Annotated in this window: 24 protein-coding genes; 17 read left to right on the forward strand and 7 right to left on the reverse strand. The window is 65.1% G+C overall.

Annotated features, from left to right (window positions below):
- The first annotated feature begins 357 nt into the window (after window positions 1-357).
- From nrdD to AB5Y53_RS13610, 4 genes are all read left to right on the forward strand, one after another.
- Entirely contained in the window at window positions 358-2,475 is a 2,118-nt protein-coding gene (gene nrdD / locus AB5Y53_RS13595) for an anaerobic ribonucleoside-triphosphate reductase (RefSeq protein WP_368182288.1), read from the forward strand.
- 109 nt (window positions 2,476-2,584) lie between these two features.
- Complete coding sequence (gene nrdG, locus AB5Y53_RS13600) at window positions 2,585-3,094, forward strand: anaerobic ribonucleoside-triphosphate reductase-activating protein (RefSeq protein WP_041213374.1); 510 nt, start codon at window positions 2,585-2,587, stop codon at window positions 3,092-3,094.
- Between the two features lie 57 nt (window positions 3,095-3,151).
- Window positions 3,152-3,322: a YqaE/Pmp3 family membrane protein gene (locus AB5Y53_RS13605; protein WP_010673454.1), complete on the forward strand. Its 171-nt coding sequence runs from the start codon at window positions 3,152-3,154 to the stop codon at window positions 3,320-3,322.
- Window positions 3,323-3,455: 133 nt separating this feature from the next.
- The gene (locus AB5Y53_RS13610; RefSeq protein ID WP_324038261.1) at window positions 3,456-3,845 is read left to right on the forward strand and encodes an energy transducer TonB; all 390 of its coding nucleotides are present in this window, start codon (window positions 3,456-3,458) and stop codon (window positions 3,843-3,845) included.
- A 58-nt stretch (window positions 3,846-3,903) separates the two neighbouring features.
- Here AB5Y53_RS13610 and AB5Y53_RS13615 read toward each other — a convergent pair whose 3' ends face one another.
- The 4 genes from AB5Y53_RS13615 to slyA all read right to left on the reverse strand — a co-directional run bounded on the left by AB5Y53_RS13615 (window position 3,904) and on the right by slyA (window position 7,016).
- Entirely contained in the window at window positions 3,904-4,263 is a 360-nt protein-coding gene (locus AB5Y53_RS13615; protein ID WP_010673456.1) for an MliC family protein, read from the reverse strand.
- Between the two features lie 183 nt (window positions 4,264-4,446).
- Window positions 4,447-5,475, reverse strand: a complete 1,029-nt coding sequence (locus AB5Y53_RS13620) for a DUF2955 domain-containing protein (protein ID WP_010673457.1) — start codon at window positions 5,473-5,475, stop codon at window positions 4,447-4,449.
- Window positions 5,476-5,485: 10 nt separating this feature from the next.
- Window positions 5,486-6,541 (reverse strand): HlyD family secretion protein, encoded by a 1,056-nt coding sequence (locus AB5Y53_RS13625; RefSeq protein ID WP_010673458.1) that lies wholly within the window; start codon window positions 6,539-6,541, stop codon window positions 5,486-5,488.
- A gap of 1 nt (window position 6,542) precedes the next feature.
- Window positions 6,543-7,016, reverse strand: a complete 474-nt coding sequence (gene slyA, locus AB5Y53_RS13630; RefSeq protein WP_010673459.1) for a transcriptional regulator SlyA — start codon at window positions 7,014-7,016, stop codon at window positions 6,543-6,545.
- A gap of 258 nt (window positions 7,017-7,274) precedes the next feature.
- Between slyA and AB5Y53_RS13635 the strand changes: the two genes are divergently transcribed.
- On the forward strand, window positions 7,275-8,840 hold the full coding sequence (locus tag AB5Y53_RS13635; protein ID WP_368182289.1) for an ATP-binding protein: 1,566 nt from the start codon (window positions 7,275-7,277) through the stop codon (window positions 8,838-8,840).
- A 3-nt stretch (window positions 8,841-8,843) separates the two neighbouring features.
- Window positions 8,844-9,536: a response regulator gene (locus tag AB5Y53_RS13640; protein ID WP_039039279.1), complete on the forward strand. Its 693-nt coding sequence runs from the start codon at window positions 8,844-8,846 to the stop codon at window positions 9,534-9,536.
- A 115-nt stretch (window positions 9,537-9,651) separates the two neighbouring features.
- On the opposite strand, the gene AB5Y53_RS13645 is transcribed toward AB5Y53_RS13640, so the two are convergent.
- Window positions 9,652-10,560, reverse strand: a complete 909-nt coding sequence (locus tag AB5Y53_RS13645) for a LysR family transcriptional regulator (RefSeq protein WP_043152344.1) — start codon at window positions 10,558-10,560, stop codon at window positions 9,652-9,654.
- Window positions 10,561-10,659: 99 nt separating this feature from the next.
- On the opposite strand from AB5Y53_RS13645, the gene AB5Y53_RS13650 reads away from it, so the two are divergent.
- On the forward strand, window positions 10,660-11,643 hold the full coding sequence (locus tag AB5Y53_RS13650; RefSeq protein WP_368182290.1) for an aldo/keto reductase: 984 nt from the start codon (window positions 10,660-10,662) through the stop codon (window positions 11,641-11,643).
- Window positions 11,640-12,179 carry a carboxymuconolactone decarboxylase family protein gene (locus AB5Y53_RS13655; RefSeq protein ID WP_368182291.1) on the forward strand — a complete coding sequence of 180 codons (540 nt, stop codon included), beginning with the start codon at window positions 11,640-11,642 and terminating at the stop codon, window positions 12,177-12,179. The genes AB5Y53_RS13650 and AB5Y53_RS13655 overlap by 4 nt, the downstream gene beginning before the upstream one ends.
- Here the strand turns inward: AB5Y53_RS13655 and AB5Y53_RS13660 are convergent.
- Entirely contained in the window at window positions 12,139-13,026 is an 888-nt protein-coding gene (locus tag AB5Y53_RS13660) for a DMT family transporter (RefSeq protein ID WP_010673465.1), read from the reverse strand. The two genes, AB5Y53_RS13655 and AB5Y53_RS13660, sit on opposite strands and share 41 nt — an antisense overlap.
- Before the next feature lie 96 nt (window positions 13,027-13,122).
- Here AB5Y53_RS13660 and AB5Y53_RS13665 point away from each other — a divergent pair, with 96 nt between their 5' ends.
- Window positions 13,123-13,917: a helix-turn-helix transcriptional regulator gene (locus tag AB5Y53_RS13665; RefSeq protein ID WP_049636296.1), complete on the forward strand. Its 795-nt coding sequence runs from the start codon at window positions 13,123-13,125 to the stop codon at window positions 13,915-13,917.
- Window positions 13,918-13,968: 51 nt separating this feature from the next.
- Here AB5Y53_RS13665 and AB5Y53_RS13670 read toward each other — a convergent pair whose 3' ends face one another.
- Entirely contained in the window at window positions 13,969-15,486 is a 1,518-nt protein-coding gene (locus AB5Y53_RS13670; RefSeq protein WP_368182293.1) for an aldehyde dehydrogenase family protein, read from the reverse strand.
- Between the two features lie 291 nt (window positions 15,487-15,777).
- On the opposite strand from AB5Y53_RS13670, the gene AB5Y53_RS13675 reads away from it, so the two are divergent.
- The 8 genes from AB5Y53_RS13675 to AB5Y53_RS13710 all read left to right on the forward strand — a co-directional run bounded on the left by AB5Y53_RS13675 (window position 15,778) and on the right by AB5Y53_RS13710 (window position 24,373).
- Window positions 15,778-17,454 (forward strand): sigma-54-dependent Fis family transcriptional regulator, encoded by a 1,677-nt coding sequence (locus tag AB5Y53_RS13675; RefSeq protein ID WP_368182295.1) that lies wholly within the window; start codon window positions 15,778-15,780, stop codon window positions 17,452-17,454.
- 283 nt (window positions 17,455-17,737) lie between these two features.
- Window positions 17,738-19,024, forward strand: coding sequence for a GGDEF domain-containing protein (locus AB5Y53_RS13680; RefSeq protein WP_368182297.1), 1,287 nt, complete (start codon window positions 17,738-17,740; stop codon window positions 19,022-19,024).
- Window positions 19,025-19,092: 68 nt separating this feature from the next.
- The gene (locus AB5Y53_RS13685; RefSeq protein ID WP_010673470.1) at window positions 19,093-19,503 is read left to right on the forward strand and encodes a VOC family protein; all 411 of its coding nucleotides are present in this window, start codon (window positions 19,093-19,095) and stop codon (window positions 19,501-19,503) included.
- A 102-nt stretch (window positions 19,504-19,605) separates the two neighbouring features.
- Entirely contained in the window at window positions 19,606-20,295 is a 690-nt protein-coding gene (gene phoB / locus AB5Y53_RS13690; RefSeq protein ID WP_010673471.1) for a phosphate regulon transcriptional regulator PhoB, read from the forward strand.
- A gap of 72 nt (window positions 20,296-20,367) precedes the next feature.
- The gene (phoR, locus tag AB5Y53_RS13695) at window positions 20,368-21,663 is read left to right on the forward strand and encodes a phosphate regulon sensor histidine kinase PhoR (RefSeq protein WP_368182298.1); all 1,296 of its coding nucleotides are present in this window, start codon (window positions 20,368-20,370) and stop codon (window positions 21,661-21,663) included.
- Window positions 21,664-21,936: 273 nt separating this feature from the next.
- Window positions 21,937-22,911 carry a PstS family phosphate ABC transporter substrate-binding protein gene (locus AB5Y53_RS13700; RefSeq protein ID WP_010673473.1) on the forward strand — a complete coding sequence of 325 codons (975 nt, stop codon included), beginning with the start codon at window positions 21,937-21,939 and terminating at the stop codon, window positions 22,909-22,911.
- 152 nt (window positions 22,912-23,063) lie between these two features.
- Window positions 23,064-23,879 (forward strand): M48 family metallopeptidase, encoded by an 816-nt coding sequence (locus AB5Y53_RS13705; RefSeq protein WP_010673474.1) that lies wholly within the window; start codon window positions 23,064-23,066, stop codon window positions 23,877-23,879.
- A complete protein-coding gene (locus tag AB5Y53_RS13710) occupies window positions 23,867-24,373 on the forward strand; it encodes a GNAT family N-acetyltransferase (protein WP_039039287.1) in 507 nt (168 codons plus the stop codon). The genes AB5Y53_RS13705 and AB5Y53_RS13710 overlap by 13 nt, the downstream gene beginning before the upstream one ends.
- Window positions 24,374-24,438 lie beyond the last annotated feature (65 nt).

The following is a 24,438-nucleotide window of genomic DNA, read 5'->3' on the forward strand; positions in this document are numbered from 1 at the left end:
CGTGCCCCTCTCTTTTTATCCCTTGCCGGGCGGGAGCCCGCATCCCGTCTGGGGTGAGCAAAAAGAGCGCCTTTTGGCGCTGGTCGTGAACTGCCCCACTCCTTCCAAAACCTGTTCTGGATCAAGAAACAGGGTACCGCTTTGGTGCCTAATAGACCCCACATATAGGGGTAAGCATAAAAAAAACACCCATATATAGTGTCATAAAGCTGTGCATAAGTGGTCGCCCTCTCAGTGTCAGCCCAGGTGTTTCAAGCCTTGGCTGACCTTGTTTGCGCCGGGGACGGGCGTGGAGAAGGGGACTCAACGAGGGTGAGCCGAGGGTGGCCACCAGGTCTTTCAATACGGGGAAAATCGATGAAACCGGTAGTGATCAAACGCGATGGATGTCGTGCACCATTCAATGGCCAACTGATCCGCGATGCGGTCAGCCGGGCGGCGGCAGCGGTCAATCAGGCCAGTCCGGCGCTGGCAGAGCGCATTGCCGCAGCTGTCAGCCAGGAGCTGGAGGGGCGAGGGGAGGTAGACATCCACGAGATCCAGAACCGGGTCGAGAACCACCTGATGGCCTCCGACGACAAGGCCATCGCCCGTGCCTACATCGAATACCGTCACGACCGTGATCAGGCTCGCGAGGCCCGGGGTCGCCTGGCCCAAGAGATCCGCGGCCTGGTGGAGCAGACCAACGCGGCTCTGCTCAACGAGAACGCCAACAAGGACTCCAAGGTGATCCCGACCCAGCGTGACCTGCTGGCGGGCATCGTCGCCAAGCATTACGCCATCAGCCACATGCTGCCCCGTGACGTGGTGCAGGCCCACGAGAGCGGCGACCTGCACTTCCACGATCTCGACTACTCCCCCTTCTTCCCCATGTTCAACTGCATGCTGATCGATCTGCAGGGGATGCTGACCCACGGCTTCAAGATGGGCAACGCGGAGATAGACACTCCCAAATCCATCAGCACCGCCACCGCGGTGACCGCCCAGATCATCGCCCAGGTGGCGAGCCATATCTATGGCGGCACTACCATCAACCGCATCGACGAGGTGCTGGCACCCTATGTGACCATCAGCTGGCACAAGCACCGGGAGGTGGCCGAGGAGTGGGAGATCCGGGACGTGGATGCCTATGCCATGGCCCGCACCGAGAAGGAGTGCCACGACGCCTTCCAGTCCCTCGAATACGAGGTCAACACCCTGCACACCGCCAACGGTCAGACCCCGTTCGTCACCTTCGGCTTTGGCCTGGGGGATAGCTGGGAATCGCGCCTCATCCAGCGCGCCATCCTAGGCAACCGCATCGCCGGCCTTGGCAAGAACAGGAAGACCGCCGTCTTCCCGAAACTGGTGTTCGCCATCAAGGATGGCCTGAACCACAAGCAGGGGGATCCCAACTACGACATCAAGCAGCTGGCGCTGGAGTGCGCCTCCAAGCGGATGTACCCGGACATCCTCAACCACGACCAGGTGGTCAAGGTCACAGGCTCCTTCAAGACTCCCATGGGGTGCCGCTCCTTCCTCGGTGCCTACGAGGATAATGGCGAGCTGGTCCACGAGGGGCGCAACAACTTGGGGGTCGTGAGCCTCAACCTGCCGCGCATTGCCCTGAAATCCCGCGATGAAGCGGACTTCTGGGACAAGCTGGACGCCGCCCTGCGGGTGGCCAAGACAGCGCTCATGTACCGCATCAAGCGCCTGGACGGGGTCAAGGCCCGGGTCGCCCCCATCCTCTACATGGAGGGGGCCTGCGGGGTGCGCCTCAAGGCCGATGACAACATCAGCGAGATCTTCAAACATGGCCGCGCCTCCATTTCGCTGGGTTACATCGGGGTACACGAGACCATCAACGCCCTCTATGGCACAGACGTCCACCTGTTCGACAGCGAGACCCTGCGCCAGAAGGCCATCGCCATCATCGCGCGGCTCAAGGCGGCCACCGACGAGTGGAAGGAGGAGACCGGCTACGGCTTCAGTCTCTACTCCACCCCGAGCGAGAACCTCTGCACCCGTTTCTGCCGCATCGACGCCAAGGAGTTTGGCGTGGTGGCCGGGGTGACCGACAAGGGCTACTACACCAACAGCTTCCACCTGGACGTGGAGAAGCAGGTGAACCCCTACGACAAGCTGGACTTCGAGGCGCCCTATCCGCCCATCGCCAGCGGCGGCTTCATCTGCTACGGCGAGTACCCCAACATCCAGCACAACCTGGAGGCGCTCGAGAACGTCTGGGACTACAGCTATGACAAGGTGCCCTACTACGGCACCAACACCCCCATAGACGAGTGCTACGACTGCGGCTTCACCGGCGAGTTCGAGTGCACCTCCAAGGGCTTCACCTGCCCGCGCTGCGGCAACCACGACCCGGCCAAGGTGTCGGTGACCCGCCGGGTGTGCGGCTATCTCGGCAGCCCGGATGCGCGCCCCTTCAACGCGGGCAAGCAGGAAGAGGTCAAACGCCGGGTCAAGCATATGTAAGCGAGCAGACCCCACCCCAGCCCTCCCCTTGGCAGGGGGGCAAAGAAGCTCCTCCCCCTTTCGAAGGGGGAGGTTGGGAGGGGGTTGGCCGTTAACCCAGAGAACTCGAATGCACTATCACCAGTACTACCCGGTCGATGTGATCAACGGCCCAGGCACCCGCGCCACCCTGTTCGTGTCGGGTTGCGAGCACCAGTGTCCCGGCTGCTACAACCAGAGCACCTGGCGGCTCGATGGGGGCAAGCCGTTCGATGAGGCGATGAGCGATCGCATCATTCACGATCTCAACGACAGCCGCATCAAGCGGCGCGGACTGTCGCTATCCGGCGGCGATCCGCTCCATCCCGCCAACGTGCCGCATGTGCTGGCGCTGGTGAAGCGGGTGCGGGCCGAGTGCCCCGGCAAGGACATCTGGTGCTGGACCGGTTATCTGCTGGCAAATCTCAGCCCGGCCCAGCGGGAGCTGGTGGCCTTGCTGGACGTGCTGGTGGATGGCAGGTTCGAGAAGGCCCTGGCGGATCCCGGTCTGCTCTGGCGCGGCAGCAGCAACCAGATGGTTCACGACCTCAATGCCTGGCGGAAAGGAGGAGAGCGGATCCCCTGTCTGGTTTGCAGTTGAGGCCTTGGGTGTTTATGGTTAGGCCAACCCCAAGCGCTGTTTACACGAGGAATCCCGATGAACAATCTGCTCAAGATCCTGCTGGCCATCTTTCTCCCCCCGGTCTGCGCCTTTATCCAGGTGGGCTTCAGCCTCCATTTCCTCATCAACATAGTGCTGACCCTGCTGGGCGGTCTGCCCGGCATGGTCCATGCCCTCTGGCTGGTGGTAAGCGACAAGCGCGCATGAGCCGTGAGAGATCACAAGGCCAACCCTCCGGGGTTGGCTTTTTTTTGCCTGCCAGATGGGGGCTTCCCGGATGAGCCCCTTTGCCTGACACTGGCGCGTCGCTCATGGAGTCGAGCGATACAACGACGAGGGAATGTCAGTGCGTGTGAAAGGGTTGTTGCTGTGGGCCGCCCTGGCCCTGCTCGGGGGCTGTGCCACCACCGCCAAGCTGAATCGGCCTCCGGTGGATGTCACCTGGGAAACGCTGCCCGAATACTGGGTGCTGGTGGGGGATGCCATCAGTTTTAACCCGGTCGGGGGGCTGCCGGCGAAGAGGCCGGTCAAGGGGTATGTGACCCTTCGCTACCTCATCGATTCCAATGGCACGCTGTTCAGCCCAGAGGTACTGGAGTCCCAGCCCCCCGGCGTGCTGGATCTCATCGCCATCTCCGGGCTGGCGCAGCTGCGCTACCGGCCATCGGAGCAGAATCAGCAAGCCATTCCGGCTCGGGTTGTGGCCCGATTCGAAGTGGAAGTGAAATGACAAACACCCCGGCCAGGCCGGGGTGTTTCGTGTGGGCTGTGTGCCATGACGGTGCGGATCACTGCTCCTTGCAGTCGTTGTAGCGGCTCTGCCACTCCCCGGCGTCATCACGCATCTCGACGAACCCCTCCTTGCCCTTGTTCCACCAGACCACCTCGTGATCGTCGGTATAGCGGGCGCCGGAGGCGGAAACCGCCTGGGGCAGGGTGTAATCCTTGCCATCGGGGAGGGAGAGCTTGACGAAGTTAAGGCTCTCGTCCGAGAGGGAGAAGTAGCGAACCTGCACTTTCTGGTTCTGTTCACACAGATAGGTGACGGGATCGCCGCCGGTCACTCCCAGCTTGCCGCTGCCCAGATCGCAGCCGCCGAGCAGGGTGATGGCGCCCGCCCCCAGTAGAAAGAGCTTGGCGTGTTTCATGTTTGATCCTCACAACGGTGTCATATGGCCTTGAGCCTAACAGGATGAGGCACAACTGCAACCTCATGGCGGGAGCCCTGCGTCGGGATGCGTCCGTCTCCCTCCGGTCCGTGGGGCAGGCAAAAAAACGCCCCGGCAGGCAAGCGGGGCGAAAGGGAGCCATCCAATGGCTGCAGAAAAGGGTCAGTGGCCGAACCGTGTCGCCTCGAAGCGATTGAGCAGCCGGTGGATGAGGTAGCAGGCGAGCAGGGTGACCACGATGGCAAAGAGGATGCTGCTCACCCGATAGAGGGCGCTGAACACCAGGTCGTTGCCCGGGGTCAGGTACTGGCCGAACAGGATGCCGAGGGTGGTGAGGGCACCGAAGCCGACTCCGGAGCCGCTCGCCTCCTTTACATGGGCATAGCTGAACAGCATGGCACCGAGCCAGAGCACCGGGGTCACCAGCAGCAGCAAGCCGGACCAGTCATAGAGCACCAGTTGCCCCAGGATGCCGAAACTCACCCCCAGCAGGGTGCCCATGGCCCGCTTGCGGGCATAGTCCAGGGCGCCGTTCCAGTGCATGGGGAAGAGCAGCAGCAGGGTGGTGGCCTGGGCGGACATGGAGTCGCGCAGATCGAAGATCTGGAACACCAGGAACGAGAGGGTCGCGATGGACGCCCCCAGCAGGGCTTCGTGGCGCATCCGGTGCGGCGCCTTGGGGGAGGGGGCCGGCCTGGGGCGCTCCTCCACGTCCGGAATGAGGGCCGTCATCAGATAGGCGATGAGCACCGACAGGACGCTGGCCCAGAGATTGCTGAAGATGAGGTCGTTCAGATCAATCCCGGGGTAGCTGGCAAAGTGCAGCATGATGCTGAGGCTGAGCACCCCGTTGGCACCGAACAGGAACAGGCTGCCCCGGGACATGGCGGCGAAGCGGTACAGGAAGAGCAAAAAGACCAGGGGGGTCATGAGCCCCGGGTGGCCGCCGAACAGGCCGCCGAGCAGCCCCACTTCCAGACCGCACATGGCGGCGGAGGCGATGAGCTGGCGGGCGGCGTGACCGTTCATCACCGGCACCAGGCCGAGCAGCAGCACCGGGGTGACGGTGAAGAAGACCCCGTTGCTCCAGCCGAAGATCTTGCACAGCACAAACCCCAGGGTACAGCCAAAGGCGATGCGCAGACACTGGCGCAGTTCGTTGGGGGTGAGGGGTCTGTGCCACAGGTTCATGGTCGTCATCTCAATAGATGTAGTGCAGCAGGCTGAGCAGACGGATCTGGCCGCGGGCCAGCAGCCCGGTCAGGGTGTTGTCCGGCAGCAGCTGCACCGTGGCGCGGGCCCCGGCCGGCAGGTGGGCGGGCAGTTGCTCCAGGGTCAGGTGCAGGCGCAGGCGCTGGGCATCCCGCACCCAGCGATCGGACTCGACGGGGTTCGCAAGCTGGCCGTTGGCGTCAAACTGGCCGGCACTGACCCCGGCATCCAGGCTGGCGACGCGGGCAGGATAGAGGCGACCGGGCTCGCCGTCGAAGGCGACGAGGGCCTGACTGCCGGCGCTGACGTGGCGCAGGCTCTTCTCGCGAAAATCGGCGATCACGTCCACCTGCTCGGAGACCAGGGCCAGCAGGGGGGAGCCCGCATTGGCCACGCTGCCCGGCTTGAGCTGCAGGTTGGTGATGATGCCGTCCTGGCTCGCATGAACCCGGCTGTAGGCGAGGTTGAGCTCGGCCTGGGCGAGGCGGTTGCGGGCCTGGCGCAGCAGCAGGTTGTCTTCCCCTGGCAAGCCGCGGTTGACGCGGGCCTGCTCTACCCGGGCCTGGCTGCCGAGCAGGTTGGCACGGGCGGTGCGGGCGGCGCTGTCGGCGTCATCTTTCTGCTGTTCAGAGACCATGTGACGGCGGTAGAGGGCGTCGATGCGCGCCGCTTCCCGCTGTTTCTGGTCGGCCTGGGTGCGCAGCGAGCTGTACTCCGCCTCATAGGCGGTCAGGGTTGCATCCAGCTGGCGGTTCTGCTGCCTGGCCTGGTCCAGGGCGAGCCTGGCCTGATCCACGGCGAGCTGGAAGGGTTCCGGGTCGAGGGCGAACAGCAGATCCCCCTGCTTGACGTGCTGGTTGTTGGCGACGGCGACTTCGACCACCTTGCCGCTGACCTGGGGGGCCATCCGGGTGACGACCCGGGTGGCCATGGCCTGGGGGGTCAGGGGCATCTTGATGTCGGCCAGCAGAAAGTAGCCAAACACCAGGACGAAGCAGACGATGGCCCACTTTATCCAGCGCTTGAATTGTTGATCCGGTGTCATCTTATTCTCTCTCTTCATGCTGTGCGGCTATCTTGCCGAGGGCGTTGGCGGAGATGCGGTGCACAATGTCTTCAAACTGGGCCAGCTCCTGCTGGCTGATGCCGGTGAGCAGCTCCCGGCGCACGGCGATGATGCGGCCCTCGATCTGATCGAGCAGCGCCTTGCCCGCCGGGGTCAGGGTGACGATGCGGGCCCGCTTGTCCTGGCTGCAGCAATGGCGCTCGATCAGCCCCTGCTCCTCGAGCTGACCCAGGGTCCGCATCAGGGAGGGGAGCTCTATCTCCAGGGCCTCGGCCAGGGTCTTCTGGCTGAGGTGGCCGCCGAGGCGGCTGAGTTTCCACAGGGCGGTCCAGCGGGGATGGGTGAGCCCCAGAGGTGCCAGCTCGAGATCGGCCACGGTGCGCCAGAGCCGGTGCAATCGCCCCAGCTGCTCGGCGAGGGAGAGTTCTCGCAACATCTCCAGATCCTTTTTCATGACGGGCACCTAAATTACTTAGCTTGCGAAGCATTATATTTATTTCGCAGGCTAAGTAAATAGTGTGATACAGCTCACGTTCAGGTTTTTTGCCCGGGCCGTGGTGTTTAAGTTTTTATATGGCTTTGCGGGCCAGCTAACCGACAACGGCCGGAGGAGGCGTTAGAGTGGCCACCTTTGAGGTGCGCCAGGCTGGCCATTGACCCGGCCGGGGGACACCCTCACCCTGGGCTTCCCCGTCCGCTGCAAGGTTGAACGATGAAACTGCGCCACCAGCTAGTCACCCTCTCGCTTGGCTTGTCACTGCTGCTGATCCTGATCCTGGGCTGTCTGCTCGCCCTCTTCATGCGCCATCTGCTGGAGAACAACCTGAAGGAGAAGGGGAGCGATCTGGCCCGGGTGCTGGCGGCGGACAGCCGGGTGGTCCAGGCCCTGGAGAAGGGGAGCGATCCCGGGCTGCGGGATTATGTGCAGGGGATCTGCAGCCGCACCGACGCCGCCTACATGGTGGTGACCGACGAACATGCCAGGCGCCTGAGCCACCCCTCACCCGAGCTGGTGGGCCAGACCTTCCGGGGGGAGGACATCTGGCCTGCACTCCAGTCGCGCGAGAGCTACTGCTCCCGGGACGTGGGCACCCTGGGCCCCGCCATCCGCTGCTTCGCTCCCGTGGTGGGGCCCGATGGCGAGGCCATCGGCGCGGTGGCGGTGGGTTATCTGATGCGCACCGTGGAGGGCACCTATCAGGAGCGGATCGCCCTGCTGGTCGGCGCCATCGCAGCGGTGCTGGGGTGCGGCCTGCTGCTGGCGCTCTGGGTGCAGCACCTGCTGCGCCGCACCCTGCTGGATCTGGAGCCGGAGACCATCGCCAATCGCTTCGCCCAGCAGGATCTGGTGCTGGAGGGGATCTCGGAGGGGATAGTGGCCCTGGACAACCAGCACAGGATCACCATGCTCAACAGCGCCGCCTTCTATCAGTTGCGACTGCCCGGCACCGGGCGCCACGCCCTGCTGGGCCGCTCCCTGGCGGAGCTGGCCCCCGGCCTCGTGCCCACGTTGCAGCAAGGGGGGGCGGTCAGGTTCACCGTGCAGGGGGATGACTTCGTCGGCCACTGGCAGGAGCTCAGCGGTCGCGAGCCGGGGCGCATGCTCATCTTCAGCCGGCCAGACGGCACCGGCAGTCTGGGCATGCAGGTGACCCACCTGCGCCAGTACGGCGAGATGCTGCGCATCCAGACCCATGAATTCGCCAACAAGCTCAGCAGCCTCTCCGGTCTGCTCCAGCTCGGCCACGTGGATCAGGCGGTAGACCTCATCCAGCAGGAGAACGAAGCCTGCCAGAACATGTTGCAGGATCTGCTGCGGGTCATCGAGAACAAGCCGGTGGCCGGGCTCATCCTCGGCAAGTTCAGCCGGGCGCGGGAGCTGGGGGTGGAGCTGGTGCTGGATGCGGGGTCGGCCCTCGGGGAGTATCCGGCCGAGGTGTCGGCGGATCTCATCACCTGCATCGGCAACCTGCTGGACAACGGCATTCGCGCCGCCTGGGGGAACCGCGAGCACGCCGCGCCCAGGGTGCTGCTCTCCCTCGATGATCTGGGGCGGCGGCTGGTGATCGAGGTGGAGGACAGTGGCGAGGGGGTGGACGAGGCGCTGGCGGATCACCTGTTCGACTACGGTGTCAGCCGCCAGACCGGGGATCACGGGGTCGGCCTCTTCCTGGTCAAGAAGACGGTGGCCAGGCGGGGGGGCGTGATAGAATGGCGCCGCACCGCCGAGCAGACGACCCTGTTCGGTATCTATTTGAATAAAAACCAATTGGTGTAAGTCATGAAGCCAATCTTCACGCTGATTATCGAGGATGACGAGCGGATAGGCGCCATGTTGGGGGAGCTGGTCTCCTCCACGGCCGGGTTCTCCCTGATGGGGCGGGCCGGCACCCTGGCCGAGGCGGATCGCCTGATGGCGGGGAGCGAGCCCCGCTTGCTGATGGTCGACATCTCCCTGCCAGATGGCTCGGGCCTGGAGTGGGTGAGCCGGCTGCGCAGCCACAACCGGGAGGTGATGGTGATGATGGTGACCGCCTCCTGCGACGTGGAGACCATACAGCAGGCCCTCAACCTGGGAGTGCAGGACTACGTCATCAAGCCGCTGCGGCTGTTTCGCATCCAGCAGAGCCTGGAGGAGATCCTGGTCCTCCATCGCCGCCTGTGCGAGCCGGGGGAGCTGGCCCAGAGCGACCTGGACCGCCTGATGGGCAAGGCGCGCAACCAGGGTCGGGAGGCGCGGGAGACCCCCAAGGGGATCGACGCCATCACCCTGCGCCAGGTGCTGGATCTGCTGGCGGGGGAGCCGGACAACACCTTCTCCACCGACACCGTGGCCCTGCGCCTCTCCCTGAGTCGCACCACGGCCCGCCGTTACCTGGAGTTTCTGGAGTCAGAAGATCGGCTGGACGTGGAGCTCAACTACGGCCAGCGTGGCCGCCCGGAGCGGCGCTACCACTGGCGCCGGGAGTCGTGACCCCGCCGCAGGCACAACGCCGAAGAGGCCGCGCACACCATGCTGCGCAGGCCGCGCAGATAAAAGGGAGCCTTTGAGCTCCCTTTTGTTTCGCCCCGATGCAACCCGGTCCGCTCTATCTGGGGTCGCCCGAGAAGGGGTGCAGGGCGGTGCGGGCGCGCTCGAACAGGGCGATGAGGTGATCCGCCACGGCCCGCACCCGCCGGGAGTGGGCGAGATCGCTGTGGAGCACCAGCCAGATGGGCTGATCCACCCCGAGCTCCGGCAGCAGGCAGACCAGATCCGTCTGGCGGGCCAGGTAGTGGGGCAGCACCGCGAGCCCGAGGCCGGCCTGGGCGGCGGCGAGCTGGGCCGCCAGGGTGCCGGTCTCCACCCGGCAGGGGCGCCCGCGCAGCATGCGGGTCATCCATCTGGCGGCGGGCAGGTGGCTCTGGGTTTCGTTCCAGCCGATGAAGTCATCCTGATCGAAGCTGGCGGCATCCACCCCGGGGCTGCGGGCATCCAGGTAGGCGCCGGTCCCGTAGAGGCCAAAGCCCAGGGTGCCCAGGCGCCGCAGGGTGAGGTGGCCGGCATCGGGCTTGACCATGCGCACCGCGAGATCGGCATCGCGCCGGTGCAGGTTCACCGTCTGCACCCCGGTGACCAGCTCCACCCTCAGCTCGGGGTGCTGGGCAAAGAGCGTCGGCAGGGAGGGGATGATGAGGGGATTGGCCAGGTTCTCGGCGGTGGCGAGGCGCACGGTGCCGGCCACCTGTCCCTGCAACTGCCCCGCCTCGCCAAAGGCCAGCCCCGCATGTTCCAGCGCCTCGGCTCGCTCAAGCAGGGCCTCCCCGTCGTCGGTCAGGCGATAGCCCTGCTGGTGGCGGCTGAACAGGGGCAGGCCGAGGGCCGCCTCCAGCCTGTCCAGGCGCCGGGAGACGGTGGCCACCCCCATGCGAAGGGCGTGGGCGGCACCGCTCAGGGTGCCGCTGCGGGCGATGGCCAGGAAGACGCGGGCGTCGTCCCAGAGCAGGGGATCGTGCATAGTGTTTCCATAATCGGAAGATAGGTTGCCAGTTACCTCTATATCTCATTCATTTTCGGAAGACCATACTCCCCTGCAACTTGTCAGGGAGAAAATGCGATGCAACGACGAACACTGGGAGCCAACCTGCAGGTCTCTGCCCTGGGGCTGGGCTGCATGGGGATGAGCGAATTCTACGGGCCGCGGGACGATGAGACGTCCTTGCGGGTGCTGGCGGAGGCGGTGGAGCGGGGTATCGACCTGCTCGACACCGCCGACATGTACGGCCCCCACCACAACGAGGCGCTGATCGGGCGTTTTCTCGCGACCCGGCGGGGGCAGGTGAAGGTCGCCACCAAGTTTGGCATCGTGCGCCAGCACGGTGAGTACAGGCGTACCCTCGACAACAGTGCCCCCTATGCGCGCCAGAGCTGCGAGGGCTCCCTGCGCCGCCTCGGCATCGAGCAGATCGATCTCTACTATGTGCACCGCCTCGATCCGGCCCATCCCGTCGAGGAGACCATGGCCGGGCTGGCGCAGCTGGTGCAGGAGGGCAAGATAGCCCGCATCGGTCTGTGCGAGGTGAGCGAAGCCACCCTGAGGCGCGCCCATGCCGTGCACCCGGTGGCGGCGGTGCAGACCGAATACTCCCTCTGGACGCGGGAGGTGGAGGCGGCGGTGCTGCCCACCTGCCGGGAGCTGGGGATTGGTCTGGTGGCCTACTCCCCCCTGGGGCGCGGGTTTCTGACCGGGCGTTACCAGCAGGAGGCTGTGTTCGAGGAGGGGGATTTTCGGGCCGGTCTGCCGCGGTTTCAGGGGGAAAACCTCGCCACCAACCGCCCCCTGGTGCAGGCGGTCATGGCCCTGGCGCAGCAGAAGGGATGCTCGGCGGCGCAGATAGCCCTGGCCTGGCTGCTGGCGCAGTGGGAGGGGATAGTGCCCATCCCCGGCACCCGGCGCCTGACCCACCTTGAGGATAACCTCGGTGCCCTCTCGGTGCGCCTCTCCCCTGCAGAGCTCGGGGCCCTGGGAGAGGCCATCCGGACCCTGCCGGTGGCGGGGGAGCGCTATACCGCCGAGGGGATGAAGGGGGTGAACGCATGAGTGGCTCGCACACGGATCGTCGTGAACGGGCGTTCGCGCTGCTGGCCCGGCTCGATCCCCAGGCGCCCAGGCGGGTCGCCGCCAGCCTGGATGCCCTGTCACCTGAGCTTGCCGAGCTGGTGCTGGGGTTTGCCTTTGCCGATGTGCTCGCCCGTCCCGGCATCGATCTCTGCACCCGCGAGATGCTCACGGTGGCGACCCTGATGGGAATGGGCACGGCGCCCGGACAGCTCGAGTTCCATATCCGGGCCGCCCTCAATGTGGGGGTCAGCCGGGAGACCATCATCGAGATCCTGCTCCAGGTCGCCGTCTATGCCGGAGTGCCCGCCTGCATGAATGGCATCAATGCGGCCCGCAGCGCCTTCGCCGCCCATGACAAGGGGCGGGGGGCAGGGATTAAGGAGGAGACGCCACTAGGCCGAAAAGGTCAGGTGTGCCCTGACGAGGGCAGCAAGAAGGGAGCCGAGGCTCCCTTCTTTCATGGTGCGGGCCGGCTCAAGCCCCTTCCGGCAGAGGACGGCGTACCCTCGGCTTGAGCTGGGAGAGCATGACCCCGGTCAGGATGAGGCCGCCCCCCAGCAGGTGATAGCCGTGGATGGGCTCCCCCAGGGTGATGACGGCGATGAGGGCCGTGCACAGGGGCATCAGGTTCATGAAGACCGAGGTGCGCTCCGCCCCCAGGGTGGCGAGGCCGCGCATCCAGCAGTAGGCGGCGAAGATGGAGGAGGCGAGGCCGGCGAACAGCACCATGCTCCAGCCCTGGGCGGGAATGGCCAGGGAGTCGGCAGAGAGGGCCACCGGGATGAGCAGCAGCACCGCCAGCAGGATCTGCAGATAGAGGTTGAGCCAGGGGCCGAACGGCAGTTGCCAGCGGCGGATCAGCAGGCCATAGAGGGCATAGCTGGCCGCCCCCAGCAGCATCATGCCGTCGCCTGGGTTGATGCCGCTGTGCAGCAGTGCCAGGGGATTGCCCTGACCCAGCAGCCAGAGCACCCCGAACAGGGAGAGGCTCATGCCGAGCAGCGCCTGCTTGCCCGGCTTCTGGCCAAAGCAGCAGGCCCCGATGAGCAGGGTGAGCAGGGGTAGCAGGGAGCCGATGACCCCCATGTTGGTGGCCGAGGTGCTGTGGGCGGCGTAGTAGGCGAGGCACTGATAGAGCACCATGCCGAGCAGGGAGAGCACCAGCAGCTTGCCGAGCCAGGGGCGGATGTCGGCACGGCGGCGCCAGAGCTGCGGCAGGCAGAAGGGGGAGAGCGCGAGGGCGGCGATCACCCAGCGATAGAAGGAGATGGCAGCGGGATCCAGCACGCCGGCGGCGGCCTTGGAGACCACGGTATTGGCGGCCCAGATCAGGATGGCGAGCAGGGGGAAGAGAAAAGGCATAGGCACTCCTTGGTACGATGGGGAGAGTCTAGCCTTGTCTTGAACGAGGTAAGTAGCGTAAATAAGACATGTCATAACCGCTTTGGGACAATCTGCATGGGCACCCTCACCCTGGCCGAGCAGGATCGCCTGCTGGCCGACCCCAACCCCCTCTACTTTCGCTACAGCCAGATCCAGGGGGGCAACGCCTGCGCCGAGCACGCCCACCCCTGGGGCCAGCTCAGCCTCATCAGCCTGGGGGTCATGGTGGTGGAGGTGGGGGGAGAGCGGCTGGTGGCGCCCCCGGACTACCTCATCTGGGTGCCGGCGGATCAGCCCCACACCGCCTTCAACGAGCAGACTCTGGATTACACCTCCATCTACGTGAGCCACGCCCTGGCCCCACGCCTGCCACGGGAACCCCAGCTGCTGGCCCTCACCCCCTTGCTGCGGGCCCTGCTGGAGGACTTCACCCAGCGTCGGGTCGGGCATATGGAGGATGAGTGGGATGCCCGTCAGGGTGAGCTCTTCATCGAGAAGCTGGCCCGCACCCGTTGCCAGCCGAGCTACCTGCCCCAGAGCCGGGATCGCCTGCTGGCCCCCTTGCTGGCGGCATTGCAGGCGGCGCCGGAGGACAACCGCACGCTGGTGGAGTGGGCCAGGGCGCTGCACACCACGGAGCGCACCCTGGCGCGGCGCTGCCAGAAGGAGCTTGGCATGAGCCTGGGCCAGTGGCGCACCCGGCTGCGGCTGGTGAAGGCGCTGGACTGGCTGCGGGGCGAGATGCCGGTGCAGGAGATCGCCTGGCGTCTCGGTTATGCCTCCACCTCGGCCTTCATCGCCATGTTCCAGCGGGAACAGGGCTGCGCCCCCCAGCGCTATCGCCAGCAACTGGGCCAACCCGTGGCCTGAACCGCATGAAAAAGGGCGCCCGCAGGCGCCCTTGTGGATCACGGGATGGGCTTAGAAGAAGCCGAGGGGGTTGATGTCGTGGCTCACCAGCAGGTTCTTGGTGTTCTGGTAGTGGTCCAGCATCATCTTGTGGGTCTCGCGACCGATCCCCGACTTCTTGTAGCCGCCAAAGGCCGCGTGGGCCGGGTAGGCGTGGTAGCAGTTGACCCAGACCCGGCCGGCCTGGATGCCGCGCCCCATGCGCCAGGCCAGATTGCTGTCCCGGGTCCACAGGCCCGCCCCCAGCCCGTACTGGGTGTCGTTGGCAATGGCCAGGGCATCCGCCTCGTCCTTGAAGGTGGTGACCCCGAGCGCCGGCCCGAAGATCTCCTCCTGGAACACCCGCATCTTGTTCTGGCCCGAGAAGATGGTGGGCTGGATGTAGAAGCCCCCCTCCAGCCCGCTCACCTTGGCCGGGCCGCCGCCCAGCAGCATCTTGGCCCCTTCGCCGCGGCCGATCTCCATGTAGCTCAGGATCTTGTCGAACTGCTCGCGCGACGCCTGGGCCCCCACCTGGGTCGTGGTGTCGAGGGGGTTGCCCTGCACGATGGTGCGGGCGCGGGCCAGCACCTTGTCCATGAAGTCGTCATAGATGCTGGCCTGCACCAGGGCGCGGGAGGGGCAGGTACACACCTCCCCCTGGTTGAAGAAGGTCATCAGCATCCCTTCCACCGCCTTGTCGATGTAGCTGCTCTCGTGCTGCATCACGTCGGCGAAGTAGATGTTGGGGGACTTGCCACCCAGCTCCACGGTGGAGGGGATCAGCTTGTCGGCGGCGCAGCGCAGGATATGGGCGCCCACCTCGGTGGAGCCGGTAAACGCCAGCTTCTGGATCCGGTTGCTGGTGGCGAGCGCCTGGCCCGCCTCGGCGCCGAAGCCGTTGACCACGTTGACTACGCCAGGGGGCAGGATGTCCTTGATGAGATCCATCATCAGCATGATGGTGACCGGGGTCTGCTCGGCGGGCTTGAGCACGCTGCAGCAGCCGGCCGCCAGTACCGGGGCCAGCTTCCAGGCGGCCATCAGCAGGGGGAAGTTCCACGGGATGATCTGGCCGACCACCCCGATGGGCTCCTTGAAGTGGTAGCTGACGGTGTTCTGGTCCAGCTCGGCGGCGGAGCCCTCCTGGGCGCGGATGCAGCCGGCGAAGTAGCGGAAGTGATCCACCACCAGGGGCAGGTCGGCGGCCAGGGTCTCGCGCACCGCCTTGCCGTTCTCCCAGGTCTCGGCGATGGCGAGCACTTCAATGTTCTGTTCGATGCGATCGGCGATGCGCAGCAGCAGGTTGCTGCGCTCGGTGACGCTGGTCTTGCTCCAGCTGGCGAACGCCTTGTGGGCCGCGTCCAGGGCGAGCTCGATGTCGGCGGCGTCGGAGCGGGCCACCTCGCAGAACACCCGGCCATCCACCGGCGAGATGTTCTCGAAATAGCGGCCGGCGCGCGGCGCCACCCAGTCGCCACCGATGAAGTTGTCATAACGGGATTTGAAGCTGACCAGGGCACCTGCCTGACCGGGAGCGGTATAAATCATCTCATCATCCTTATGTGTGTGTGGTCCTGACCGGCCTGGCGGGCAGTCCGGTTGCTTCCTGTCATCGCAAGGGGCGTGCCAGCGGGTGGCGCTCTACACAAAAAAGGTTGCAAAAACGTTATCAAACGGGGTGCCAAGGGGTATCTTGGTTAACCAGTGCCCCCCAGGACGGCCCCCGAACTGTGCCGTTTCTGAACATCGGGTGTGACACTGTGCCGTTTGTGAACAGGAGACGTGATGAAGGCGCTCCCCCAAGGCGGCCCTATTCGCGAGTGTGTAGAAGGAGGTGTGATGAGCGAGTTGCCTCAATCCGGAGCCAGCCCAATCCAGCGCTCCTGGGAGCGCTGCCTGCATCAGGGGCTGAGCCGCCAGCAGAGCGCCGAGCTGGACTTGCTGCCCCAGGGGGAGCTGTCGGCTCGCCAGGAGCAGCACAGGACGCTCATCGCCTGCTTTCAGCGCTTCGTGCTGCCGCTCTTTGGCCAGTTGCTGGCGGGCAGACCCTGTCGTCTGCTGCTGTGTGACGGCGAGGGGGCCATCCTCGCGGTGAGCGGAGACGACCGGTTTGCCCGCCATGCCGAGCGCATTTTTTTGCGCAGCGGCGCCCGCTGGGGGGAGGCGAGCAAGGGCACCAACGCCATCGGCACCGCGCTGGCCGAGCAGAGCGAGGTGCAGGTGCTGGGGGCGCAGCACTTCTTCGCTCAGCACAGCTTTCTCAGTTGCAGCGCCTGCCCCCTGCTCGGGCCGGACGGGCAACTGCTCGGCGTGCTCGACATCTCCACCGATGCGGCCCACCACGGCGGCGACATGCTGGGCACCGTGCGCCTCCTGGCCATGACCCTGGAAAACGCCCTGCTGGCCAGCCAGCCGGGCTGGCTGGTGGATCTCGATCCCCAGAGTCTCTGGTCTGCCCGCCTGCTGCTGGGGGAAGGGGGCGAGCTGCTCGGGGCCAACCGGGCCGGTCGGCTCTGGCTCGGCCAGCACCCCTTCGACGGTCAGCAGTTGCTGCGCGAGCGCCGCGGCCTGCGGCTGGTGCCGGAGGCGGGGGAGCGCGCCGCCAGGCTCCCCCTGCCGAGCGCGGTTGAGGAGGGGGGATCGCAGGCGCAGCAGGTGCCGCTCAAGATGCTGGAGCGGGGCATCTCGCTGCTCATCGAGGGGGAGACCGGCAGCGGCAAGGAGCACCTGGTGCGCACCCTGCACGCCAGCTCGAGCCGTCGGGAGCGGCCTCTGGTGTGCGTCAACTGCGGCGCCTTGCCGGCGGAGCTGGTGGAGGCCGAGCTGTTCGGCTATGTGGGGGGGGCCTTCAGCGGTGCCCGCAGCCAGGGCAGCCAGGGCTATCTGCGCGCCGCCCACGGCGGCATCCTGATGCTGGATGAAATTGGCGAGCTGCCGCTCCAGGCCCAGACCCGGTTGCTGCGGGTACTGCAGGAGCGCGTCGTCACCCCGGTAGGCAGCCACAGACCCGAGGCGGTGGATTTCTGGCTGGTCAGCGCCAGTCATCGGGATCTGGCGGCCATGGTGGCGGCCGGCACCTTTCGCGAAGATCTCTACTACCGCATCTGCGGCTGGCGCCAGCAACTGGCACCCCTGCGGGCCTGGTCGGTGCCCGAGCGTCAGGGGCTGATCCTGAACCTGCTCGCCCAGATGGACCCGGCGCTACAACTGAGCCGGGAGGCGGAGCAGCGGCTGCTGGCCCACCCTCTGCCCGGCAACGTGCGCCAGCTCAAACAGGCACTGGAGGTGGCCTGTGTACTGGCAGAGGGGCAGGGCTGGATTGAACCTGCCCATCTGCATCTGCCCGCCGTGGAGGGGGGGCAGAGCTCACCTTTGGGAGGGAGTACCCTGCGCGAGCAGAGCCGGCAGCGGGTGCAGCAGACCCTGGCAGAGTGCGGCGGCAACGTGAGCGAGGCGGCGCGCCGCCTCGGCATCAGTCGCACCACCCTCTATCGGGCGCTGCGGGAGGAGGGGTGAAGGGTGTCGCGCCGTCCAGCGCTTGTGTAGACTGCGAAGGCAAGGACGTTTTTTCGTTATGTTTCCATCGCAGGGAGTGCGCAATGACCCATCTCACGACCGACGAGGCCCCCCGCCTCTCTCCCGGCGGCTGGCCGATGCCGCTTGCGCCCCATGGGGCCCGTGCCGGTTAGTCGGCCCCCGTCTGCGCCCGGTGCGGCGCGTGTAATAACCTTGGATCTGGATCAGCGCGGTCCGGCGCTTCAAGGTGTAGGGTAAAAGCCCTTTTTCAGGTGTGATGCCGATGATCCCTTCCTATTCCCGCATGACGACGCTGTTGTTCTGGTGCCTGCTGGCGGCGAGCCTGCTGGCCATGGCGATATTCGAATTCGGACCCGAGCGGCGGCTCGACATCCTGAGCCAGGCCGGTTTGTCCGTGCGTGCCCAGGATGACAGGGCCCACAAGGGCTCCTCCGTCGCCACCCTGAGTCAGGGGGGCGACAGACCCGCCATCCAGTGCACCCTGCGAAGCCAATATGCCTATCCTTTCTGCGAGCTGGTTCTGACCCTGACCGACCCCGAGCGGGGGCTGGATCTCTCCGGCTTCACCGGGGTGCGGGTGAGGCTGGATGTAGAAGGGCAGGGGGGACAGGCCTGGCGCCTTTATCTGCGCAACTACGATCCCGTCTACTCGACACGGGAAGACGAGAGTTCCCACAAGTTCAACGAAGTGCTCTTCACCGCCAGGGATTTTGGTCGCGAGCAGGATGTCCCCCTGAATGTCTTTGCCCCCAGCTCCTGGTGGGTGCAGCAGTACGACATTCCGCTGGTCCAGCAGGGGCCGGATCTGCACCATGTCTACGCCATCGAGATCGCCTCCGATGACAAGATGCTGCCGGGGGAGTACCGGTTGCGGCTCGAGCGGCTGGAGTTCTATGGCCGCTGGTGCAAGCCGGGGGACTTCTATCGCTACTTGCTGCTGGGGTGGCTTGTCTACGGCGTGCTGCTCTTCCTGGTCCAGAACCTGATGTTCGGGGATCGGCTGCGCAAGGCCAGGGAGGCGCGCCTCGCGGCTGAAGCCCTGAGTGCGAGCCTGTGCGAGCAGAACCGGCGCACCGAGGAGGAGGCCCGCTACGATCCCCTGACCGGGGCCCTCAACCGGCTCGGCGGCGAAAAGCTGCTCGGAGAGCTCGGCGAGATGCCGCTCTCCTTCATCTATATCGACATCGATCACTTCAAGGGGGTCAACGACGGTCACGGCCACCCGGTGGGGGACGAGGTGCTCAAGCACATGGTGAGCGAGCTGTTGCGCCATTGCGACAGCCTGTGCCGACTGGTGCGCTGGGGCGGGGAGGAGTTCGTGCTGGTCTGTCTCCATTACGACGAGGGACGGGCCGCCGCCCTGGCGGAGCGGCTGAGAGGGGCGCTGGAGGGGTACAGGCACTGGCCGCTGGGGCTCGGTATCACCGCCTCCTTCGGGGTGGCCGAGCGGCGCAAGGATAGCCTGGAGCAGGCGCTCAAGCGGGCCGACGAGGCGCTCTATCAGGCCAAGCAGAATGGTCGCAACCGGGTGGAGGTGGCGCCCGACTGAACCGGCGCTGGAGCCCATGGCCGGGCGGGGCTATCATGCGCCCTATCATCCATCCGAGGAGAGATGCCATGGCACAACACATTGGCGCCCTGACGCTGCTGGTGGCGGATTACGACGAGGCCATCGCCTTCTTCACCCGGGGAATGGGCTTTGAGCTATTGGAAGACACCCCCCTCGACGAGCCGGGCAAACCGGGCAAACGCTGGGTGCGGGTCGCTCCCAAGGGGGCTCCCGGCTCCGCCCTGCTGCTGGCCCGCGCGGCCAACGAGGAGCAGCGCGCCGCCATCGGTCGCCAGGGGGGCGGTCGGGTCTTCCTGTTCCTTGAGACCGACGACTTCTGGGGCGATTACGAGCGGATGCAGGCCTATGGCGTTCATTTTTGTGAACAGCCGCGCCTCGAACCTTACGGTACCGTGGTGGTGTTCGAGGACATCAGTGGCAATCGCTGGGACCTGCTGCAACTCGCTGCTGCCAACTGAATCTGAAAACGTTTATCATCCCGCCCGTCATAAAGTCATAAAAGTGTCACAGAAAGTTCTAATAATTGGCGCACCCATCTTCACAGAGGAGAGAGAAGGGATATGGCTAAGCGAATTCTGGTGGTCGAGGACGAGGCACCGATCCGCGAAATGCTCTGCTTCGTGCTTGAGCAGAAGGGATATGAAACAGTAGAAGCAGAAGATTACGCCGATGGACTGGCAAAGGTGCGCGAACCCTACCCCGAACTCATCGTGCTGGACTGGATGATGCCAGGTGGCAGCGGTATCCAGTTTCTCAAGCAGCTCAAGCAGGATGAGATGACTCGCCAGATCCCGGTGGTGATGCTGACCGCCCGGGGCGAGGAAGAGGACAAGGTGCGCGGGCTCGAGGCCGGTGCCGACGACTACATCACCAAACCCTTCTCCCCCAAGGAGCTCACCGCCCGCCTGCACGCCGTGATGCGGCGTGTCTCTCCCACCTCGGTGGACGAGGTGATCGAGGTGCAGGGGCTCAAGCTGGATCCCGTTTCCCACCGGGTCAGTGCCGAGGAGAAGGCCCTCGACATGGGGCCGACCGAATTCAAGCTGCTGCACTTCTTCATGACCCACCCCGAGCGGGTCTACAGCCGCGAACAGTTGCTCAACAACGTCTGGGGTACCAACGTGTATGTCGAGGACAGGACGGTGGACGTGCACATTCGCCGCCTGCGCAAGGCCATCGAAGAGACGGGGCACGACAGATTGATCCAGACGGTGCGCGGGGCCGGCTACCGCTTCTCGACCCGTCTCTAGGTCAGGGCCAGTGCCGCCAGCCCCTGCCGGCGGGCATTGGACCCGGCTCTTTGCTGTCTCTAGGAGATCTTAATGTTGCAACCTTACGCCTGGCGGCGACAGTTGTGGCGAATGGCGTTCTTCTACAGCCCCTTCGTCTTGGTAGGTTGGTTAATCGATCATCTCGTTCTTTGCCTGCTGGTGGCCACTGTGGTGCACCTGGTCTGGCACTACCGCTTCCAGAAGCGGCTGTCGGACTGGCTGTGGCACGATCGCAGCCTGGTGCCGCCCCACGGCAGCGGCAGCTGGGAGCACATCTTCAACGGCATCTACAAGTTGCAGCAGCGTCACCGGGCCCGGCGCCGGGAGCTGGCGGGCCTCATCCGCCGTTTTCGGGAAGGGGCGGAGGCGCTGCCCGATGCGGCCGTGGTGTTTCGCACCGACGGCAGCATCCTCTGGTGCAACCGGCTGGCGGAGCAACTGCTCGGCTTTCGCTGGCCCGAGGATGCCGGCCAGCACATCGGCAACCTGATCCGTCACCCCGCCTTCGTCGCCTATCTGGGCAAGGGGCAGTATGACGAGCCGTTCGAGATGCACTCCCCCATCAACGAGGAGAAGTTCCTCGAATTTCGCATCATGCCCTATGCGGAGGACCAGGCCATGCTGGTGGTGCGGGATGTGACCCGGCTGCGCAGCCTGGAGAAGACCCGCAAGCACTTCGTCTCCAACGTCTCTCACGAGCTGCGCACCCCCCTCACCGTGCTCAAGGGGTATCTGGAGATGACCGAGGAGCCGCCGCCCCCCGCCATGTGGGCCAAGGCGCACAAGGTGATGATGGAGCAGACGACCCGCATGGACAATCTGGTCAACCAGCTGCTCACCCTGTCTCGCATCGAGGCGGCGCCCACCGTGGATCTCTCCCATCTGGTGGACATGCCCGCCATGCTGGGGCTGCTGGAACAGGAGGCGCGGGCGCTCTCCGGCGAGCGGGCCCACGAGATCGTCTTCATGGTCCAGCCCAATCTGCTGGTGCGCGGGGATCAGGATCAACTGCGCAGCGCCGTCTCCAACCTGGTCTACAACGCCATCCACTACACCCCGGCGGGGCGCAAGATCACCGTGGAGTGGCGCAAGCAGGGGAGCATGGCGCTGTTTGCGGTGCAGGATGAGGGGGAGGGGATCCCCCCCGAGCATCTGGCGCGGCTCACCGAGCGGTTCTATCGGGTCGACAAGGCCCGCTCGCGCCACACCGGAGGGTCCGGGCTCGGCCTTGCCATCGTCAAGCATGCCCTGAGTCATCACGATGCCCATCTCGATATCGAGAGCCGGGTCGGTGCGGGCAGCCGCTTCAGCTTTCTCATTCCCGCCCGCATGGTGCTGGTGAAATAATATTTTGTGTCAATGTGTTAGCAACGAGAGAAGGGCTGCATCGCAGCCCTTTTTTCATCCGGGCCACTCTCGGCCCATGTCATCAAAGTGTCATATAAATTCCATAAATTTGTCACTGCCAGGCCAGATACTGGCGCCGTCTTAAAGAACGGACCTTCTGTAACACTGGAGAAGGAGTGGTGCTGGCCCACGGATCATTGCGATCGGGTGTCAACCACGTTTAGACGTCAACCTGACGATTGCCTTCTGCAACCTTGGACTTGGAGAGATTGGATGAAACTCAACAAACTGGCTGGTGTCATCGGATTCACCGCAGCAACCCTGTTTTCTGTCAGCGCTCTGGCTGCCGGTGTGGATAAAGACCTGCCGGAATACACACCGACCAGCGGCATCTCGGGCAACCTGTCCTCTGTCGGCTCGGACACCCTGGCCAACATGATGACCCTGTGGGCCGAAGAATTTAAGCGCATGTATCCCAACGTCAACGTGCAGATCCAGGCCGCCGGTTCTTCCACCGCACCGACTGCCCTGACCGAGGGCGTCGCCCAGTTTGGCCCCATGAGCCGCGCCATGAAGGCCGGTGAAGAGGAGGCATTCGAGAAGCGCTACGGCTACAAGCCGACCGCCATCCGCGTCGCCGTCGATGCCCTGGCCGTGTTCGTCAACAAGGACAACCCCATCAAGGGGCTGACCATGTCGCAGATCGACGCCATCTTCTCCAGCACCCTCAAGTGCGGCGAAGCCAAGGCGGCCACCAAGTGGTCTGATCTGGGTCTGGACGGCAGCTGGTCCGGCAAGGATCTGCAACTGTTCGGTCGCAACTCCGTGTCCGGTACCTACGGTTACTTCAAGGAACACGCCCTGTGCAACGGTGACTTCAAGAGCGGCGTGAACGAGCAGCCGGGCTCCGCCTCCGTGGTACAGTCCGTCTCCTCCTCCCTGAACGGTATCGGCTACTCCGGTATCGGCTACGTCACCTCCGGGGTGCGCGCCGTTCCGCTCTCCAAGGATGGCAAGACCTTCATCGAGGCGAACTCCGACAACGCCATCACCGGCAAGTACCCGCTGTCGCGCTTCCTGTACGTCTACGTGAACAAGCATCCGAACAAGCCGCTCTCCCCGATGGAGCAGGAGTTTGTGAAGATGATGCTCTCCAAGGCGGGCCAGACCATCGTTGCCAAGGACGGCTATGTGCCGGTCCCGGCCAAGGTGGTTCAGGCCGACCTGAAGAAGCTGGGCATCATGTAACAGAACATGCCCTTGCAGAAAAACGAGCCCCATGCGGGCTCGTTTTCATTGGTGCGCCCCAGGATCTTTTTGGTCGCAGGGCGCAGCGCCCGGCTTGCGCCGGGCGGCGGCATTTCCGAGAATAGGGCAACTTCACGGCAAAGGACCCTCTCATGCGCGCATCTTCCCTCTCCAGACTGGCCCTGACGGCCTTGTGCAGCGCCCTGCTGGCCGGCTGCGCCCAGTCGCCGACCGGTCGCAACCAGATGCTGCTCTTCTCCCCCCAGCAGATGAACCAGCTGGGGGCCGACTCCTTCACCCAGATGAAGCAGCAGGAGAAGGTGAGCACGGATGCCAGGATGAATGCCTATGTGGGCTGCGTGGCTAAGGCGGTGACCGCCCAGGTGCCTGCCAGCTATGGCATCACCAGCTGGGAGGTAGTGGTGTTCGACTCCAAGGAGATCAACGCCTTCGCCCTGCCCGGCGGCAAGATAGGCGTTTACAGCGGCCTGCTGAAAGTCGCCAAGAATCAGGACCAGCTCGCCACCGTCATCGGTCACGAGCTGACCCACGTGCTGGCCCAGCACTCCAACGAGCGCCTCTCCCGGGATCAGCTGACCGGTATCGGGCTGGCGGTGGCGGACGCCGCCATCGGCAGCAGCGACAGCCTCGGGGGCGCTGCCACCATGGCCGCCCTGGGCCTCGGGGTCCAGGTGGGGATAGCCCTGCCTTATGGCAGAACCCAGGAGAGCGAGGCGGACCGGCTCGGCCTCGAGCTGATGGCCCGCGCCGGGTTCAACCCGGCCGAAGCCGTCACCCTGTGGCAGAACATGAGCGCCGCCTCCGGTGGCAAGGCACCGCCCCAGCTGCTCTCCACCCACCCCAGCGACCAGAGCCGGATCGCCAACCTGCAGGCCCAGCAGGCCGAAGTGCAGCCCCTGTACCAGCAGGCGAAAGCATCAGGGCTGGTTCCCCAGTGCAAGGCGTAAGCCTGCGCCTGGCGCGTCCCGCCGATGCCGCCGCCATGACGGTGATGCAGCGGGCGAGCTGGCTGGCGGCCTACGGGGAGGTGCTGGGGGCCGACATGCTGGCCCAGCTGGCGGTGACCGACCACCTGCAGATCTGGCGACATCGGCTCGCCGAGCCCGGCCCCGTTCCCATGCTGGTCTGTCAGGACGACGTGGTCATCGGCCTGCTCTACTGGCAGCCCTCTTTGGAGGAAGGCTTGATGACGGCGCGGATCCGGGCGCTCTACCTTCATCCCGATCATTGGCGTCAGGGTCATGGCAAACGGCTGTGGCAGGCGGTGGCGGTGCAGATGCGCCGGGCCGGTTGCGAGTGCGTCAGGCTCTGGCTGCTGGATGGCAATCACATCGGCGAGGGATTCTACCTGCGCCGCGGCTTCATGTTCGACGGTCAGGAGCGCACCCTGATGAGCCTCGGACAACCTTGCCAACAGCGACAAATGTTCCGTTTGCTTTGAGCTGGCTCCCGTTTTTCGCCCCCGGTCACTTTATTTTTTTTGCGAATTAATACAATGTGCCCCAT

It is taken from the genome of Aeromonas sp. R7-5 (genome assembly GCF_040908015.1).
Taxonomy (GTDB): domain Bacteria; phylum Pseudomonadota; class Gammaproteobacteria; order Enterobacterales; family Aeromonadaceae; genus Aeromonas; species Aeromonas caviae.